The organism is Oscillibacter sp. (assembly GCF_032018205.1).
Lineage (GTDB): Bacteria > Bacillota > Clostridia > Oscillospirales > Oscillospiraceae > Oscillibacter.
Window position 1 is genome coordinate 68085 of the sequence record NZ_DALZOY010000007.1, and the last position, 17475, is coordinate 85559.

Annotated in this window: 16 protein-coding genes; 13 read left to right on the forward strand and 3 right to left on the reverse strand. The window is 52.1% G+C overall.

The features are described 5' to 3' along the window. The first annotated feature begins 2 nt into the window (after positions 1-2). From RTU96_RS07180 to RTU96_RS07225, 10 genes are all read left to right on the forward strand, one after another. Positions 3-929 (forward strand): 3-keto-5-aminohexanoate cleavage protein, encoded by a 927-nt coding sequence (locus RTU96_RS07180; RefSeq protein ID WP_312635844.1) that lies wholly within the window; start codon positions 3-5, stop codon positions 927-929. A 28-nt stretch (positions 930-957) separates the two neighbouring features. Next, positions 958-1653, forward strand: coding sequence for a 3-oxoacid CoA-transferase subunit A (locus tag RTU96_RS07185; protein ID WP_312635846.1), 696 nt, complete (start codon positions 958-960; stop codon positions 1651-1653). Beyond that, positions 1650-2312: a 3-oxoacid CoA-transferase subunit B gene (locus tag RTU96_RS07190; protein ID WP_312635848.1), complete on the forward strand. Its 663-nt coding sequence runs from the start codon at positions 1650-1652 to the stop codon at positions 2310-2312. Before RTU96_RS07185 ends, RTU96_RS07190 begins: the two co-directional genes overlap by 4 nt. Then, positions 2312-2563 carry a hypothetical protein gene (locus RTU96_RS07195; RefSeq protein WP_312635849.1) on the forward strand — a complete coding sequence of 84 codons (252 nt, stop codon included), beginning with the start codon at positions 2312-2314 and terminating at the stop codon, positions 2561-2563. The genes RTU96_RS07190 and RTU96_RS07195 overlap by 1 nt, the downstream gene beginning before the upstream one ends. Positions 2564-2687: 124 nt before the next feature. Next, positions 2688-3566, forward strand: coding sequence for a DUF6282 family protein (locus RTU96_RS07200; protein ID WP_312635850.1), 879 nt, complete (start codon positions 2688-2690; stop codon positions 3564-3566). Between the two features lie 27 nt (positions 3567-3593). Beyond that, a complete protein-coding gene (gene dctP, locus RTU96_RS07205; protein WP_312635851.1) occupies positions 3594-4655 on the forward strand; it encodes a TRAP transporter substrate-binding protein DctP in 1062 nt (353 codons plus the stop codon). Positions 4656-4684: 29 nt separating this feature from the next. Beyond that, positions 4685-5212 carry a TRAP transporter small permease subunit gene (locus RTU96_RS07210; RefSeq protein ID WP_312635852.1) on the forward strand — a complete coding sequence of 176 codons (528 nt, stop codon included), beginning with the start codon at positions 4685-4687 and terminating at the stop codon, positions 5210-5212. Beyond that, positions 5209-6489: a TRAP transporter large permease gene (locus RTU96_RS07215; protein ID WP_312635853.1), complete on the forward strand. Its 1281-nt coding sequence runs from the start codon at positions 5209-5211 to the stop codon at positions 6487-6489. The genes RTU96_RS07210 and RTU96_RS07215 overlap by 4 nt, the downstream gene beginning before the upstream one ends. A 55-nt stretch (positions 6490-6544) precedes the next feature. Next, the gene (locus RTU96_RS07220) at positions 6545-6925 is read left to right on the forward strand and encodes a cupin domain-containing protein (protein ID WP_294854652.1); all 381 of its coding nucleotides are present in this window, start codon (positions 6545-6547) and stop codon (positions 6923-6925) included. 102 nt (positions 6926-7027) lie between these two features. Continuing rightward, on the forward strand, positions 7028-7804 hold the full coding sequence (locus RTU96_RS07225) for an aldolase/citrate lyase family protein (RefSeq protein WP_312635854.1): 777 nt from the start codon (positions 7028-7030) through the stop codon (positions 7802-7804). 84 nt (positions 7805-7888) lie between these two features. Here RTU96_RS07225 and RTU96_RS07230 read toward each other — a convergent pair whose 3' ends face one another. Further along, the gene (locus tag RTU96_RS07230; protein ID WP_312635855.1) at positions 7889-9856 is read right to left on the reverse strand and encodes an NAD(P)/FAD-dependent oxidoreductase; all 1968 of its coding nucleotides are present in this window, start codon (positions 9854-9856) and stop codon (positions 7889-7891) included. Positions 9857-10224: 368 nt separating this feature from the next. Between RTU96_RS07230 and RTU96_RS07235 the strand changes: the two genes are divergently transcribed. Beyond that, positions 10225-11142 (forward strand): AEC family transporter, encoded by a 918-nt coding sequence (locus RTU96_RS07235; protein WP_312635856.1) that lies wholly within the window; start codon positions 10225-10227, stop codon positions 11140-11142. Between the two features lie 64 nt (positions 11143-11206). Here RTU96_RS07235 and RTU96_RS07240 read toward each other — a convergent pair whose 3' ends face one another. Continuing rightward, positions 11207-12199, reverse strand: a complete 993-nt coding sequence (locus RTU96_RS07240) for a 3-keto-5-aminohexanoate cleavage protein (protein WP_312635857.1) — start codon at positions 12197-12199, stop codon at positions 11207-11209. 410 nt (positions 12200-12609) lie between these two features. Here RTU96_RS07240 and rpoN point away from each other — a divergent pair, with 410 nt between their 5' ends. Next, the gene (gene rpoN, locus RTU96_RS07245; RefSeq protein WP_312635860.1) at positions 12610-13938 is read left to right on the forward strand and encodes an RNA polymerase factor sigma-54; all 1329 of its coding nucleotides are present in this window, start codon (positions 12610-12612) and stop codon (positions 13936-13938) included. A 39-nt stretch (positions 13939-13977) separates the two neighbouring features. Further along, positions 13978-15480 carry a sigma 54-interacting transcriptional regulator gene (locus RTU96_RS07250; RefSeq protein WP_312635862.1) on the forward strand — a complete coding sequence of 501 codons (1503 nt, stop codon included), beginning with the start codon at positions 13978-13980 and terminating at the stop codon, positions 15478-15480. A gap of 80 nt (positions 15481-15560) precedes the next feature. Here RTU96_RS07250 and RTU96_RS07255 read toward each other — a convergent pair whose 3' ends face one another. Then, positions 15561-17231: a sigma 54-interacting transcriptional regulator gene (locus RTU96_RS07255; RefSeq protein ID WP_312635864.1), complete on the reverse strand. Its 1671-nt coding sequence runs from the start codon at positions 17229-17231 to the stop codon at positions 15561-15563. Positions 17232-17475 lie beyond the last annotated feature (244 nt).

Below are 17475 nucleotides of genomic sequence, written 5' to 3' on the forward strand. Positions count from 1 at the left end.
CAATGAAAAACAATAAGGTAATCTTGACTGCCGCCATCACCGGCGCGGTTCATGTGTCCAGTATGAGCCCGTACCTGCCGATTACGCCGGAGGATATCGTTGCTCAGGCGGTTGGCGCGGCCCGGGCAGGCGCGGCCGTGGTGCATCTGCACGCAAGAGATCCCAAAACCGGGGAGCCGTCCTCCGATCTCAAGCTGATGCGCCAGATGGCGAGCGCCATCAAGGAGGAATGCGACGTCATCATCTGCATCACCACCGGAGCCAGCCAGATGATGACGGTTCAGGAGCGCTTGTCGGTGGTCCCCGATATGAAGCCGGAGCTGGCCTCCTGCAACGCAGGCTCTATGAATTTTGTTTTGGCCGGTCTTGTTCCACAGTTGACGGACGACGCTCCCGCGTGGGAGAAAAAATATCTGGGAGGCACTTACGACAACGTCTTTGCCAATACCTATCAGGGACTGGACACCTACATTCACACCATGCAGGAAAATGGCACCATTCCCGAGTTTGAAGTCTATGACGCAAGCATGATCAACAACATTGCCTATTTCAAAAAGCAAGGCATTTTGAAGTGCCCCATTTATCTGCAATTCGTCATGGGAATTCAGGGCGGGCTGCCCGCATCGGTGGACAACCTGGTTTTCCTGCACAATACCGCCGAAAAGCAGCTTGACGAATTCAACTGGTCCTGCGCGGCGGCCGGAAGACATCAGTTCCCCATGATCACGGCGGCGATGGCCATGGGCGGCAATGCCCGCGTGGGCCTTGAGGACAACCTGTACATCCGCCCCCGGGTGCTGGCCAAATCTAATGCGGAGCAGATTCAGGCCGCTGCCTCGGCGGCGCATATTCTGGGCCGCGAGGTGGCCACGGCGGAAGAAGCCCGGGCGATTTTGAAGCTCAAGGGCGCTGATCATGTAAATTTCTAAGATACACTCACGAAATGGAGGAACATGCGTGGCAAATAAACAAGTGGTTTCCGCAAAGGAAGCGGCGGCGTTGATTCCCAGTGGCGCAACCATTATGATTGGCGGCTTTCTGGGCTGCGGGCAGGCCCATTCAATTATTGACGAGCTGATTAAATCAGATAAGGGCGGCTTTACCCTGATTGGAAACGACATGGGCCGGGAAGTCGGTCCGGGAGGCGAGCCCTATTACGGCGTGGCCGGTCTGATTCACTGGCGCAAGGTGAAGCGGGTCATTGCCACCCATGTGGGCATGTCGCCCGAGGTGGGGCAGCAGTCGATGGAGGGAACGCTGGAGGTGAACTTGGTTCCACAAGGCTCCCTTGCGGAAATGATTCGTGCCGGGGGCGCGGGACTGGGCGGCGTTTTGACGCCGGTGGGTGTGGGGACCGTTGTGGAGGAAAGCCCCCTCACAGATCGCAAACTCTCAGTTGACGGCAAGGACTATCTCCTAATGAAGGCGCTGAAGGCCGACGTGGCGCTGCTTGGCGGCTATAAAACCGACATGGCAGGCAACGTTTGGTATAAGGGGACCATGCGCAATTTTAACGTCCCTATGGCAGGTGCCGCCGAGCTGGTGATTGTAGAGACGGAGCAGTTGGTGAACATCGGCGAAATTCAGCCGGAAGATGTGATGACCATGGGAATCTTGGTGGACTATATCGTGGAGGGGGGCGCAGCACAGTGAACGCGAAGGAAGTGATTGCCGCCCGTGCGGCAAAGGAATTGAAAAACGGGGACATTGTGAATCTTGGCATCGGCCTGCCCACCATGATTCCGGCCTTCCTGCCAAAGGACATCGAAGTGACGATTCACGCCGAGCTTGGCATTGTCGGGGCCGGCGGACGGCCCGGTGAAGAGGACGGGCATTATGCGCCCTATCACGTGACGGACGCAGGCGGCGCTCCCTCCTCCGTCCTCACCGGTGGGGCCTTCACGGATTCTGCCACCAATTTCGCCCTGATTCGCGGCGGCCATGTGGACGCCTGTATTTTGGGCGCGCTGGAGGTTGACGAGGAAGGCAGTCTGGCAAACTGGATTATTCCCGGCAAAAAGATGCCGGGAATGGGCGGGGCCATGGATCTGTGTGTGGGGGCAAAGCAATGCATCGTTGCCATGGAGCACACAGCTAAGGGGAAACCCAAGATTCTGAAAAAGTGCACTCTGCCCTACACGGCAGTAAACTGCGTCACCACCATTATCACAGAAATGGGCGTTATGAAGGTCACGGACCGGGGCTTGTTGCTGACGGAAATCAATCCGGAATACACGGTGGATGAGGTTCGTGCGGCCACCGAAGCCCCGCTCAGTGTGGCGGACAGCCTGCAAACAATGCTGGGGACCTAATGCACCAAGACACCGAAAAGGCCGGTGTTCCTCTAAAGCGCGCCTTTTCCATGCTGAGGATAAGTCTCGCAGAGCTGTCCAATAAGTCATTTTTGTATTCATACCGTAAAGGCGAGTTGAAAATGAAACGTATTGGCAGCTCTTTTTTTCCGGATAAAGGGGCGGACTGCACGCGAATAATGGGGCGAGTCTTAAAAGTGCCTGCAATTGTTGGCTTTATTTGCTTTCCTCCCTTCATGGAAATGTTGTGAATTTTTCACCAGATATCATTTTAAAAAATGGCACAAATATTGCTATATTTACAAATGTAGGATTGCATCTTACAGAAAATCTAGATTAGCCAACAAAATCAAATAAAATTTAAGGAGGAAAATTATGAAAGACGAAAGAGAAATTCTCAGGGGGATTCTGGATATTCACGTCCACGCCGGCCCCTCTGTCGCCAATCGGGCGGTAGATGCCGCCGATATGCTGAAGGAGGCCGTTGTGGCCGGTTATCGAGGCTTTCTGGTGAAGGACCACTACTTTCCCAGCTGTATGGGTGTCAAGATGGTTCAGGAGCATTGCGACGCCCAGGGTGTTGAGATTTACAGCTCGATGGCTCTGAACAATTCCATTGGTCTTTTCAATACGCTGGCCGTGGATGCGGCAATCAATATGGGCGCAAAAATTATCTACTTCCCCACGGTATCCTCAAAGAATCACATTGACCACCACAAAGGCACTTTTGTGGGGGCAGGCAAGATGTCAGTCCCCGAAACGCCGGTTACTTATGTAGATGAAAACGGCAAAATGGACGATGAGGCCATTGAAATTCTCAAACTGCTTGCGGAAAAGGACGTGGTTCTCGGCACCGGCCACGGAACCGCCTGGGAAATCGACCATCTGGTGGAAAAGGCCACGGAGCTTGGCGTGAAGCACATTCTGGTTAACCATCCCCAGTTCCACATTGGCGCAAGCTACGAGCAAATGACCAAGTGGGCCAACTTGGGCGCGTTTATCGAAATCAACGTCTGCGTTTTCACCTGCGGCTCCAAGCTGGGTACTCTGGGTGACGAAGTGATTGGTGAGATGCTTAAAGCAGTTCCTCTGGATCGCATGATTTTGGACTCCGACATGGGGCAAAACGGCAACGGCTCCCCGGTGGAAGGGATGTACCGCTTTATCCGTGTGCTGATGGACAAGTTCGGCCTCAGCGAGGAAGACATTGATCTGATCGCCAAGAAGAATCCCGCGCTGCTGTTGAATGTGTAAATAAAAAAACACTTAACGGAGGAAATTATGAAAAAGAATCATGTAAAAGCCTTGCTGTCGGCAACCATGGCCTTTTCTGTGCTCTTTCTGACTGCCTGCGGAGGCAATTCATCCAGTTCCTCTTCCGGTGGAGCTTCCGCTTCCGCCAGTGCCGCCCAGAGTGACAGCGAGCCCATCAGAATTATCTGGGGCAACTACGGCAGCAGCTCCATGCCTCAGTATTCCGCCGATCAGGATGCGATTGCCTATATGCAGGAAAACAGCAACATCACCGTGGACTATCAGGCCGACGGCGTTTTGGGCGGCGAGGCCGACATGATGCAGCAGATTATGGACGGCACCATCCAGTGCGTGACGGTTACCACCAGTTCCTTTAATACTTACACGAACCTGTTTGAAGCCTTTCAGCTCCCCTTCCTGATCAGTGACTATGAAACGGAATATCAGGTCCTGACCAGCGATGCGGCGCAGGCGATTTTTGACCAGGTAGGCGAGGATCTGGGGCTGAAGATTGTCGGCGTGGGCGAAAACGGTATGCGGCTGTTTGCAAACAACGTGCGCCCCATCACCAGCGTTGCAGATCTGAAGGGGTTGAAGCTGCGCATCGCCAGCTCCAATATGCTGGAGGGCGTTATGAAGGATCTGGGCGCCAGCCCCGTTACCGTGCCTTACAGCGAGGTGTTTACCGCTTTGCAGAACAACGTTGTTGACGGCGAGGAAATCAACATGACCTCCATTTATGCCATGAACCATTACGAGGTGCTGAAATACGTTTCTGAAATCGGATTGTATCCCTTCCCCTCCATGCTGGTTATGAATCTGAATTATTGGAACAGCCTTACCACTGATCAGCAGGACGCCATTTTGGCCGGAATGGATCTGGGCGCCCAGAATTTGTTCAGCAAATACCTTCCTAATTACGAGAAAGAGGCCGTGGCGGTCTGTCAGGATAAGGGCGTTCAGTTTAATACGATTGAAGGCGACGCACGTCAGGAGTTTGTTGATATTGCCACAAAGACGTGGAATGACTACCGTGAAAAGGACCCCAAAATTGCCGACCTGATTGATATGGCGCAGAGTCTGCAGTAAGCTCGTAATTTATCGAAAGAGGGTAAAGCATGGGAAAAATTGAGCGTGTTCTTAACGGACTTGCCTTTGTTGCGAAAGCCCTGGCTGCTCTATGTCTTGGCATTATGCTGGTCGTATCGCTGGCGGAGATCGTTCGGCGCTATATGTTCGGGCTATCCTTCTCCTGGGCGGACGAACTGATCCGTGACGGCGTTGTGTGTGTCGCAATGCTGGGCGGTGCGGCAGCTTATCGCGAAGAGGGCGGACTGGTGGCGTTTGACCTTATCTCCGCGCATGTGAAGGGGACCACCAAACTGATTTTGACGCTTGTCATCAACACGATCTGTCTGCTGTTTTCAGGCTATATGTTTATGAATGCCCTGCAAACGCTGCAAACGCCGTCCATTGTCAAGCAGGTAAGCATCGGGCTGAAGATCTCGATGTTCTGGCCCTATCTGCCAATTGCAATGGGTCTGGGAATCATCTTTATTTTTACGCTGGAGAAGTATTACAACATCCTGACATCCTGGCGGCATGGAGCATATCAAAACAAAGCAGAGGAGGACAAGGCACCGTGATAGCAGTTCTTACCGTATTTCTGGTGACGCTGGTCCTTGGCGTTCCAATCTGCTTTGTTCTTGGCCTGGCCGGCTTCGCCCATGTAATGACGATGGGGGTCGACTCCTACTTCAACATTCTCACGCAAAAGGTTTTTGCGGGCATGAACGTCAGCAGCCTGACCTGCATCCCGTTTTTCATTATGGCAGGCGAGCTGATGAATGCCAGCGGCGTCACCGAAAAGCTGATTTCTTTTGTCCGCACACTGGTGGGGCATTTCCGCGGCGGCCTTGCCTATGTGGTAATCCTCGTGGCCATGATTCTGTCGGCAATTCTCGGCTCAGCCAACGCCGTTGCCGCCATTCTCTGCGCGGTGGTGGTTCCGGAGATGATTCATGACGGATATCCCGACGACTTCTCCGCGTCGCTGGTTTGTGCCTCCGGCGTGCTGGGCCCCATCATTCCCCCCAGCACCACCTTCGTTTACTTCAGCGTTTTAACCGGCGTTTCCCTCAACGCGATGTTCATGGGCGGATTAATTCCCGGACTGCTGATCGGTCTGGCCTATATCACCGTCATTCGCCTCAACGTGAAGAAGCGCGGGCTTCCCAAAAGCACCGACCATTTTGACGGCAAGCTGGCCTTCCAAAGCTTTATCAAGGCGATTCCTGCCTTGCTGGTACCCGTAATTCTGGTTGGCGGCATCACAGCCGGTATCTTCACCCCTGCCGAATCCGGCGCAGTTGCCGTGTTTGCGGCGATTATCGCGGGCCTAATTTATGGCAGGATGAATTTCAAAATTTTCCCCAAGGTTCTGATGAACTCCGTGGGCACCACAGCCGGAATCTTTATCATCATCGGGTTCGGCAATATTATGGGCTGGACCATGGCAATTGCAAAGGTCCCCGCCACCATCGAAAGCGCCGTTCTCGGCATCACACAGAGCGGGGCGGTCATCATTATGATGATGTTTGCAATTCTGATTCTTGTGGGCTGCGCCATGGAAGCCACCGCAGCCATGCTGATCTTCACGCCGGTGATGATGCCGCTGGCTACCTACGCAGGGATGGAGCCGGTTCACTTCGGCGTTTGGTTCTGCATCATGCTGACCATCGGTCTGGTGACGCCCCCCGTTGGCATGACCCTGTTTGTAACCTCAAACGTTACAAAAATCCCGCTGGACCGATTGTCTAAGCCCCTGATTCCATTTATTATCTCAGCCCTCATTGCAACCTTGCTGATGGCATATGTCCCGGATCTTGTGATGTTTGTGCCGCGGATGATGGGGCTTGCCTGAGGAAACCTTGTTAGCCAGATTTACTGATTGAAACAAAATTGAAGGAGTAAAAATCATGAGTGAAATTATGTCTGGAAACTGGAATAAAATGCCTTGGAGACCCATTCGCGAAGGAATTAAGCAGGTTACGCTGGCCATGGGCGCAGACGATATGACCGTCACCCTCGGGCAGGTCACATCCGGTCACGAAAAGCGGCCCCATTCTCACCCGGAGGAGCAGGTGGCGCTGGTGCTTGAGGGGGAGTGCGACTACTATGTGGATGGCACGCCCTATCATCTGACGCCCGGCGGCTTTGTGGTGGTTCCCGCCAACGTGATGCATTACATCGATGTCCACGACACGGATATCCCCTGCTTCCAGATGGACATCTTCGGAACTCCCCGGCCCGAGTTCAAAGAGAAGTACATGGAGTTTCTGGAAGCCCTGAAGAAATAAGAACCACGAGGAAGGTCCGGAGGAACGTTGTATTCTTCCGGACCTTTTTCCGGGAAATTCAAAAATCAAGGCCGAACGCCTTTGAAGGAGAAAGACAGAAACATGAAAATGCGGAATTTTGTAAAGGAAAAGCTGGCGGAGAACGGATATGTTCTGGGTGCTTTTGTCGCTTCCGGCTCCGCGATGAACTGCGAGTGCTTGGGCATCAACGGAATGGACTTTATTATCATCGATGCGGAGCATGCCCAGACCGATACGGAAACCATGGTGGATATGGCCCGCGCCTGCGAGCTATACGGTATGGCGGCGTTTGTCCGGGTTTATGATCCCAACGATCTTCCCATGATGAGCCGCCTGCTGGACGTGGGGATTCACGGTCTGATGGTCCCCATGGTGGAAAGCCGCGAGCAGGCGGACGGAATTATCCGCTACGTCAAGTATCCTCCGCTGGGCAAGCGCGGGGCAAACGGCGGCCGCGGCCCCAGATGGGGCATGTACGAGGACTATACCAGGCAATCCAATGAAAATCTTTATACCATTATGCAGTGCGAAACCAAGCGGGGCGTTGAAAACATCGAGGAAATCTGCCAGACGCCGGGATTGGACTGCATCTTTATCGGCACTGCGGACCTTTCTCAGGACATGGGCCACCCGGGAGACGTCAATCACCCCAATGTGGTTGAAGCTGTGGAAACCGTGCTGAATACCTGCAAAAAATATGACATTACAGCAGGCATTGTAACCGGGAATCAGGACGCGGCCATCAAGCGGCTGAAGCAGGGCTTCCGGCTTGTCACCTGCATGAACGATCAAGTGTTTTTCCGCACGGAAAGCGCCAAGTGCCTTGGGGCGGTGCGCACGGGCTTTGCAGCGCAATAATCTCCGTTGAAATTGATCCACAGACCGCAAAAAAGCGGGGCGAAATGAAAATTTCGCCCCGCTTCCCTACGCGTTCTTAATAGTTCATTGAATTGATTCCCGGAACAGCGCTCTGGCGGCATCCCGTCCGCCGGAAATCGCCAGCAGAATGTTGACCGTATCCGTGACGGCCTGCACAGGCACGGGCAGCTTCCGCAGCGCAGCAAGCAGGTCCGTGTCTCCTCTGGTCCCAACGGCAGCCACCACCGTATCAATGCGGTCAATCACCTTAGACTGCCCGTCCTTCAGATAATGCAACGTATCCCCATTGACGGATTCCACTGTTGCGCCCGTTACAATTTGGCAGCCCTTGGCAAGCAGCCGCTCCACCAAAAGCATCCGGGCGGCGGTCCGCTCATTTTTCTCCAAATAGTCATCCATTTCGACAATGCTTACACGCCTGCTGTTGGGGCCGAGGTCGTTGTGGGGATGGATCAGGAAATCTGCGGTTTCACAGCCCACCGGTCCCCCGCCGATGACCACGGCGTTGTGTCCGACGGTGACGTTGCCCTCCAACGCGTCCTGCGCGCTGACCAACTGTGCGGCGCCCTGCAAGAAGCGAGGAAGAACGGGGTCTGCGCCGACGGCCAGAATCACGCCGTCATATCCCTGCGCGGAGATATCACCGGCGGAAATGTTCTTCTCAAGCTCCATATGCACACCGGCGGCTTCGGCCTGCTCAATGAGATAACGGGTCCCCTTTGCCACATCGTGCTTACAGGGCGGGAAACCGGCCAGATACATCTGCCCGCCCAGACGATGGGTGCGCTCAATTAGCGTCACCTGATGGCCCTGTCGGGCCGCTTCGACTGCGGCGGAAAGTCCTGCCGGTCCTCCCCCTATGACCAGCACTTTTTTGGAAGGTACGCTTGCCGCCTGGGGCTTTTCCGCCTCCAGTTCGTGCCCAGCCACGGGATTCATGGTACAGCAAACGCTTCCATCCGCATTGACGGTGGCAAGGCAGCGCAGACAGCCGATACAGGGACATAGCTCGTTTTCCCTCCCCTCCTGCGCCTTATTTGGAAATTCAGGGTCGGCAATTAGCGCGCGGCCAATATAAGCCACATCGCTTTTCCCCTGTTCAATCACCATATCGGCAACCCACGGCTCGTTGATGCGGCCAATAAACCCCAGCGGAATACGGATGGATTTCCGGATTTTTCCCGCAAGGTCCGCGTTAAATGCCTGCGGAACACCGGACGGCGCGGTGGTTTTCCACGGAATATCCAGCGAGCCGTTGGACAAATGAATCATGGAAACCCCGGCCTCTTCAAAGCGGCGTGCAATGTAGATTCCTTCAAGGAGGGACTGTCCGTCCGGCTCGCCATCCGTGGCGGACATCCGCACAATGACAGGAAAATCCGAGCTTACCTGTCTGCGGATTTCGGCAATAACCTCTAAGGGCATCCGAAGCCGCCCGTCAACGCCGCCGCCGTATTCATCCACCCGCTTATTGTGCAGCGGAGAAAGGAAATTCCCCAGTAGACCATGGCGGTGACAGCAGTGAATTTCCACCGCGTCAAACCCCGCCTTTTCCACCCGCAGAGCGGCGGCGCCGAACTTTAAAACAAATTCCCGGATTTCCTCTTTTGTAAGTTCCCGCGGAAGCTCCGCATAGGCTCTTGCCTCAACCGGAGACGCGGCAACCGGCTTGTGGCCCTCGTTGTACCGGGACAGAGCCGCCGTGGAGGGATGAAGCAGTTGTGCGCCCACTGCCGCCCCGTGGCGGTGCAGCGCGTCGGTCAGCCGGCAAAGCTCTTCAACTTGAGCGTCCTCATAAAGACCGACATTGCGAAAGGTGCCATAGCGGGAAAGGCGGTCGATGAGGACGCTGGCAATTGTGATGTAACCCGCCCCGCCTCTGGCGCGAGCCTCGTAGTAGGCAAGCATTTCCTCTGTCAAACGTCCGCTGGTACTTGCAAGATGGGAAGACATGGGCGCCATAAAAATGCGATTCTTTACATGCATAGACCCAATGTCGATGGAAGAAAAAAGATGAGGATACTGCTTCATAATGTCTCCTTTCATTTTGAAACCGAAGGCTGAAAATAAAGCGTTCAATGCTCTTGACGAAAACCAATAGCACAAAGCCACGCAATGGGAGCGTGGCTCGGAAGGCTTTGCGAATCGCTCCGCAAAATCAGGCTGTGCGTCCGATGGGTTTCTTTCAGATGATAAACAGCCGGGTACCTCAATCTTAAAGGGTAGCATTTTCCGTGCCAATCTCTATATTAGGGGCGGATTGCCATATCTTCCACTCCGGGGAAAATAGATTTGCTCAAAATCAAATATCTGGTATGTAAATTGCTCTTATACTCTGAGGAAGATTAAAAACAGGAAAACTATTAACGACTTATATCACCGAATGGGAGAATCACAAAATGACAATTACAATTCTGCAATTGCAGTGCTCTTTGCTGGTCATGATTTTAATTGGTACTCTAGGAAAAAAGACCGGAATCATCACGGAGGGAGTCAGCGCCGGCCTTTCAAAAATGATGATTAATTTGATATTGCCATGCAGTGTGTTTTCCGCTTTTTTTGAGCGCATCCCCGACGACATCCTGAAAAGCTCCGTACTGATGATCCTGATCACCATTGCGGTGCATCTGCTTTACATACTTATCGGCGTACTGCTTTATCGAAAGAAGCCCACCTTGCAGCAGCCGGTGCTGCGTTTTGCCATCCTTTGTCCCAGCGGCAATTTCATGGGAATGCCGGTCATCGGCGGAATCTATGGTGCGGAGGGGATTTTGCTGCTGTCCGTGGCCCTGCTTCCGGCGCGTATTTTTATTTTAAGCATCGGAATTGCCTATTTTGTGGCCGGAAAATCAAACGGCTGGATGAAACGTTTACTCAAATCACCGCCCCTGTGGGCGGTTGTTTTGGGCCTGCTGGTCGCCTGGTTGAAGATTACCCTGCCCGTTCCTCTGGAAAACGCCATCTCCTCCTTGGGAAACTGTACTACCCCGCTATCCATGATTTTGATTGGCTGCGTCATTTCCGACTTAAAACTGGAAATGTTTTTAAACAAAGAAATTTGGAAGCTCTGCTTTTGGCGGCTGCTGGGAATGCCGCTGATTGTGCTGGCAATGCTCAAGCTGGTCGGAATCACGCAAGCAGCCGTCGCAGGTGTTTCGGTCATCTTGTCCGCGCTTCCGGCGGGCGCGATGACGGTGATGTTCACGAAGGAATATGAAAAGGACGGCTTACTGGCGGCGGCCTGCGTGATTTCCAGCACATTGCTCTCCGTTTTGACGATTCCTCTGGTTTATCTGCTCTGCGCCAGGATTATCTAAATGCTTTTACTTAAGTATCAAGACAGCCCCGCAATGGTAAAACCGTAAGGGAGCAAATTCCGCATTATGCCAAAACCACCCGATCGGAACCCTTCAGCCCAAGTATACTCCGGACCTCGGACGGTACGGCCAGCTCGACGTCCAGTGCGTCGGCAATACTCCGGACGGCGGTCACCTGCTCGGCATTGGACTGTGCCAAAACGTGGGTGCGAAGATATAGGCTGTCCCCTAGCCCCACACGAACATTGCCCCCCATTGCCAGCGCCGCCGCCGCCATAGGCAGTTGATGCCGGCCCACAGCGGCAGCGCACCAAATGTAGCCCATCTCCCCCAGCAGCAGGTCGGCGGTTTCCTTTAAAAACAGCAAATTCTTTACAGAGGCTGGAATGCCGCCTTGAACTCCCAGCACAAACTGCAAATACACAGGCGATTTAACAATTCCACATTTTACAAAACAAGCAACATTGTTCAGCATACCGGGATCGTAAATTTCAAATTGGGGACGCGTTTCATTTGTGTTCATTGCTCGGACAAAGAGTTCCATATTGGCACACGCGTTGGTAAATGCACATCCTCCGGTTTCACGGAGATAGGGCTTTCTCCAGCCGAATCCGGCTAAAATTTTCTCTGAAGCATCGGATAAAGCAACATTCATGGAATCGGCATTGCAATCGGCCATTTCCGGCTGTAATTCTGAAATGGGGGCCAACCGCTCTTCCAGAGACATCGTTTGACTTCCACCGGAGCCTACGCAGACAATCATATCGCAGCGCCGCTGAATCCCGCCCACAATTTCGCGCATTTGGGCTATATCCGCATCCGGCTCGCCAGTGCTTGGATTTCGCGTGTGAATATGCGCAACAGAGGCCCCCGCTTCATAGGAGCGAACTGCATCATCTATGATTTGCTGTGGAGTGACAGGGAGATACGGGCTCATGCGCGAACTGTACATCACCCCTGTAATTTCCGCCGTAATAAACGCTTTTCTATTTTGTTTCATTGCAAAACCTCCTGTTATAACCTTACTTTGTAAAGCATTTTTCAGGCCAACAGTCATAAAACCAAAAAAAATTTTGAAATTTTGTTGAATCTACAAATTCAGAAAAAAAGTCATCAATAAATAGTTATTATGACCAAACCAAATATGCCGACATCTAAAAGCGCAAGTTGAAAATGACTTATTCGTTTTTATATGGTAATATTGAAGCAGACTTTTCAATAAAGGCATTCAAAGAAGTGCAAAAAACAGCCAATCGCATTGCGATTGGCCGCCGACTCCGACAAGTAATAAATCAAGTTGTTTTTGACTTGTTAATAAGCGGAAAATTCAATTTTAACTTTTTTTAAGAAAATTGGGAAACAGAGACATTTGCGAAACGAATTCAAGCTGTGCTATATTTGATATCAGCAAAAGCGGTTTGTTTTCTCGCAAAATAATGCAAAAGTAGATCGAAAGGAGAAAATGCTGTGTCGGGAATCGAGCAAACAGTCCGACAAGGGCAGGAGCTGCACCAATATCAGTTACAGCGGCTGGAAGTTCTTGAAATGAGCGGAGATGAGCTGAGTGAATTTCTGAATCAGGCTGAAAACGAAAATCCTTTGATCAATGTCGAGCGGGACCGAAGCGAAATTGAAAAGGAGCTCAGACTTGCCAATTGGTTTAGCCAGCAGCCGGTGTACAGCCGCGGTTTCTATGAACGCACGGTGACCGAGGACATGCCGGAGCAGGAAATCCCCGACAGCCGCACGATGTCCCTGGAGCAGTACCTACGCCTGCAAATCGACTTTTTAAAGCTAACGGGCGCTCAACAAAAAATGATGAATTTTCTCCTTGGCTCCATAGAAGACAACGGGAGACTGAAGATTACCCCAGATCAGGCCGCGGCCTGCTGCAAAGGTACGGCGGAGGATTCGGAATATTGTCTCGCCCTTTTGCGCGGACTGGAGCCGGCGGGAATCTGCGCCGCCTCCGTTCAAGAGTGCTTGCTGGTCCAACTGCGCAAGCTGCCCCAGCGGTGTGAGACTGCGGAATACTTTGTAAAAAATTTCCTCCAATCGGCAGGAACTCTGTCAATGAGCCGCCTTGCAAGGAAGTGCGGCGTAAAGCTTCCACAGATGGAGCGGGCATTGCGGGTCATTCGCGGGCTGGAACCGTATCCCGGTTCCTGCTTCGCCCCTGCGGAGAGGGCCTATGTCATTCCGGATATCCTGATGCTTCCCAAAGAAAACGGATGGGATATCTGCCTTTGCGACAAATGGAGCGGAAGCATCCACATTAGTCAATACTATATCAATCTGCTGAAGGGGTCTCACGACAAGGAGAATGCCACCTATTTATACGACCGGCTCCGTCAGGCCAAAATGCTGCAAACGGCGCTTGAACAGCGCCGGAAAACGCTTCTGCACCTCTGCGAATTGATACTGGATCGCCAGAGGGCTTTTTTTGAAAACGGCGGGCCCATCGAGCCGCTGCTCCTCGGGGAATTGGCACAGGAGCTGCCGTGTCATGAATCAACTGTCAGCCGGGCTCTGAGAGGAAAATATCTGAGCTGTCCCCGAGGGACGTTTCCCCTGCGGAAATTTGTTTCGCTCAATGTTGGAAATTCCGATGTTTCCAATGATGGGCTGACTAGAAAAATCAAAGAGTTGATTGCTGCAGAAGACCCCTGCACGCCGCTGAGCGACCAGCAGATTACGGATTTGCTTGCAACAAACGGTTTGAATATTTCCCGCCGGACCATCGCAAAGTATCGGACAGATCTGGGAATCCCCAATGTATTCGCGCGTCGAGTCTGAATAATTCCGCAAATGGAACGTGAAGGAGAGTCTTGCGTCATGAGTAAAGAGCCTTTCAACTGGGATGCATCCTATATTGATGTTCTTCAACTTGCAGACCTAATTCGGCAGCCGGTTCATTTCATCACCCCGGACGGAACCGTGCAGTTTGTGAACCGGGCATGGGAAAATACCTATAAGCTGTCCCGGCAGGAGGTCATTCACCGGAATATTTCCAGTATTGATGAAGTGACAAAGACAATGAACTACTATCTCTCATTAGACGATATTCAGCACGAATTGACAGACAGCATCGTGGACCTCGCCTATAACTATTTAAAGGTGCCGACCAATACCCCCGCCTGCTTACAAGCGATTGAAAAGAAGCGCGAGGTGGTTGTTGTCTCACAGATGCCGGACGGCGGGCAGGTGGTGGTGCGCAGCACCCCCATCTTCAACGACGAAGACTTGGTGCTGGTATTCACACAGATACAGGACCTGACGATGATGTCTAAGTGGAAGGATGAACTGGAGCAGGAAATTGAAAAAAATAACCGGATGCAGGAGGAATTACAATATCTAAGAGATCATCAGGCCGCAACCAATCTGGTCGGAAATTCCAAGGAGATGATTTCCCTGCGCAAATTGATTTCCGTCATTGCGAAATCCGATGCCAGCGTCTTAATTACAGGGGAAAGCGGCGTTGGAAAAGAAGTCGTCGCAAAGGAAATCTACAATAAAAGTCTCCGCTCAGACGGCCCCTTTATCTCGGTCAACTGTGCTGCAATTCCTGAAAACCTTCTGGAGTCGGAGCTGTTCGGCTATGAAAAGGGCGCTTTTACGGGCGCGTTCAAGCAAAAAATCGGCCTGTTCGAGGTGGCGGACGGCGGAACCATTATGCTGGATGAAATCGGGGAGTTTCCCATTCACTTACAGCCAAAATTGCTGCGCGTTTTGCAGGAGCGGGAAATACGCCGGGTGGGCGGCACGCACAACATCCCAATTAACGTTCGGGTGATTTCCGCCACAAACAGGGACCTTCTTCAGCAGGTAAACGAAGGGAAATTCCGGTGCGACCTCTATTATCGGCTGAATGTGGTACCCATTCTGATTCCCCCCCTGCGCCAGCGAAGAGAGGATGTCGCTCTTCTGGCCTCCAGCTTTTTGATGCAGTTTAATAAAAAATATAAAACCTCAAAATTTTTCCTCAGTCAGGCAGTCATATTGCTCGAGCAGCACGACTGGCTGGGAAATGTGCGTGAATTGGAAAACGTGGTAGAGCGATTGGTGATCGTATCCAGCGGAAACGCCATCACGCCACAGCAGATTTTAACGGTGTTCAGCGGAAAGCTGAATATGGATACAAATACGGAGTCGGCTTCCGAATTCTCATTGAAAGAGGCCGTTGAACAGTTGGAAAAAAAGATGATTTCCGAAGCGCTATCCAATTATAAAAGTACGTATAAGGCCGCAAAGATCCTCGGGATGTCGCAATCCACGTTAGTGCGCAAGGCGAAGCAGTTGAATATTAAGAGCGCTAAAAAGGCTGGCCTGCCGGAGTAACCAAGCGGCGAAGAGACGTTTGGCCGCCAAGCCTGCAACGTCCGACGCCAATACGAGCGTAACTGTATCTGCTTTCCGCATCAGATGATAATACCATATTTGTTGATACGGTATTGCAGGCTCTGCCGCCTAAGGCCCAATGCATCAGCGGTTTTTGAGATGTTATACCCATAGTGCGCCAGAGCTTCACGCAGGACTTTGCTTTCATAAGTGTCCATAATGCTTTGCAGGTTCTCTTCCCATGGGAAGGTAGCAGCGTCGCTGCCGCTGCCCGGTTCCACAAACTCCGGCCGGGTTTCTTGCTGCTTTCGCAGATAACTGGGTAGATACTCCACCTTGAGTACATCATCGTCCGTGACGTTTTGGGCATAATCCAGCACGTGGAACAGCTCCCGCACATTGCCCGGCCAGGCATAGGCGCTGAATAGCTGCCGAACTTCCGGGGTAATTTGAGAAAACGTGTGAACAAACTGGAAGGACGTGGTATTGAGCCGATAGGCAATCAGCTCGTCCAGATCCTCCAGATGCTCTCGCAGAGACGGCAGCTCGATCATCACGGTAGACAAGCGGTAAAAAAGATCCTTGCGAAGCTCGTTTTTCACAACGGCCTGAAACGGGTCCTCGTTGCAAGAGGAAATGATGCGCACATCCATTTGAATGTCTTTCTGCCCGCCTACCCGGCGGAACGTATTTTCCTGAATGGCCCTCAGAATTTTGGACTGCATACTTAGGCTCATGGAATTCAGTTCATCCAGAAAGAGTGTGCCGCCTTCGGCTTCCTCAAAGTAACCCGGTTTGCTCTCACTCCCTGTGAACGCCCCCTTTTGAGACCCAAACAGCAAACTCTCAATCAGCGTTTCCGGAATGGCGGCGCAGTTCAGCGCCACAAACTTCTTGTCCCGGCGGTTGCTTGCCCGATGAATGCTTTGCGCAAAGACCTCCTTTCCCGTTCCAGTCTCCCCCACCAATAAGATAGAGCTTCCACGCGGGGCCACCCTCTGGGCCAGCTCGACCGCCTCCTGAAGCTTCGGCCCGTGTCCAATGATGTGTTCAAACGTATATCCGGTAAAGCGGACGGTTTGGGTGTGCTGGGCATATTGCTTTAAAGCTCTGTCAATTTCTTCAATCCTCTGGGCGTCGGCATTTACGATGCTGCTGCTCTGTTCAAACACCACGGCGCCCACCAGTTCCTTGCCGCGCAGGATTGGGTAGGCAGTATTTGCGGTGGCAATGGAGACGCTGTTGCTGGATGTGAAGTGATCCACTCGGTTGATGACCGGGGACTGCGTTCTCAGGCATGTCATCACAGTACTGATATCCTCGCTCAGTTCGTACATGTCCAGCAGATGCCGCCCGCCCACAGCCAGATCGTCTGGAATTTGAGAAATTTGCCGACTGGACTTGTTAAAAAAGACCGCGCAAGCATTTTTGTCATAGATCTGAATCCCCTGCAAAATATAGTTCATGGCCTGCGTCATAAGCCACTCCCAATCATTTCGCTTTTTGATAAGCAGATACGTCTTATCGTTCTCTGCCGGAAGCTTTTCAAAGAAAAAGTGATCCTTGCCCCAGACAAATTCTCCCGTGTGCGCCCCGTCCGGCAGGGAAAATGCCTTTGCGGGTTTGTGCCTGCGGAGTGCCCAATCGGAAAACAGAAGCTGGTACATCTCCCGTGCCTGTGGATTTCCCCACACCACTTGGTCGATCATCCCGTCTTTTTCCAAAAGAAAATAAAAATCGTAGAACTCCAAAAAATCGCCTCCTTGTTTTAAGGATAGCACGACTCTGTGAAACGCGTCAAGGAAAGTGCCAAACTATTTTGCGATATGCAAAATAGTTTGGCACTTTCTGCAGATATTACTTTAATAAAAACAAATACAGACTATTTTTAGTCACGTAAAAGTCGTGGCCAGAAAAATTTTTATTTGTAAAAAACGCAGAATTTACAAGGAAAATCTAATTTTTTACCATCATTTTTTCACTTTGCTTTTTAAA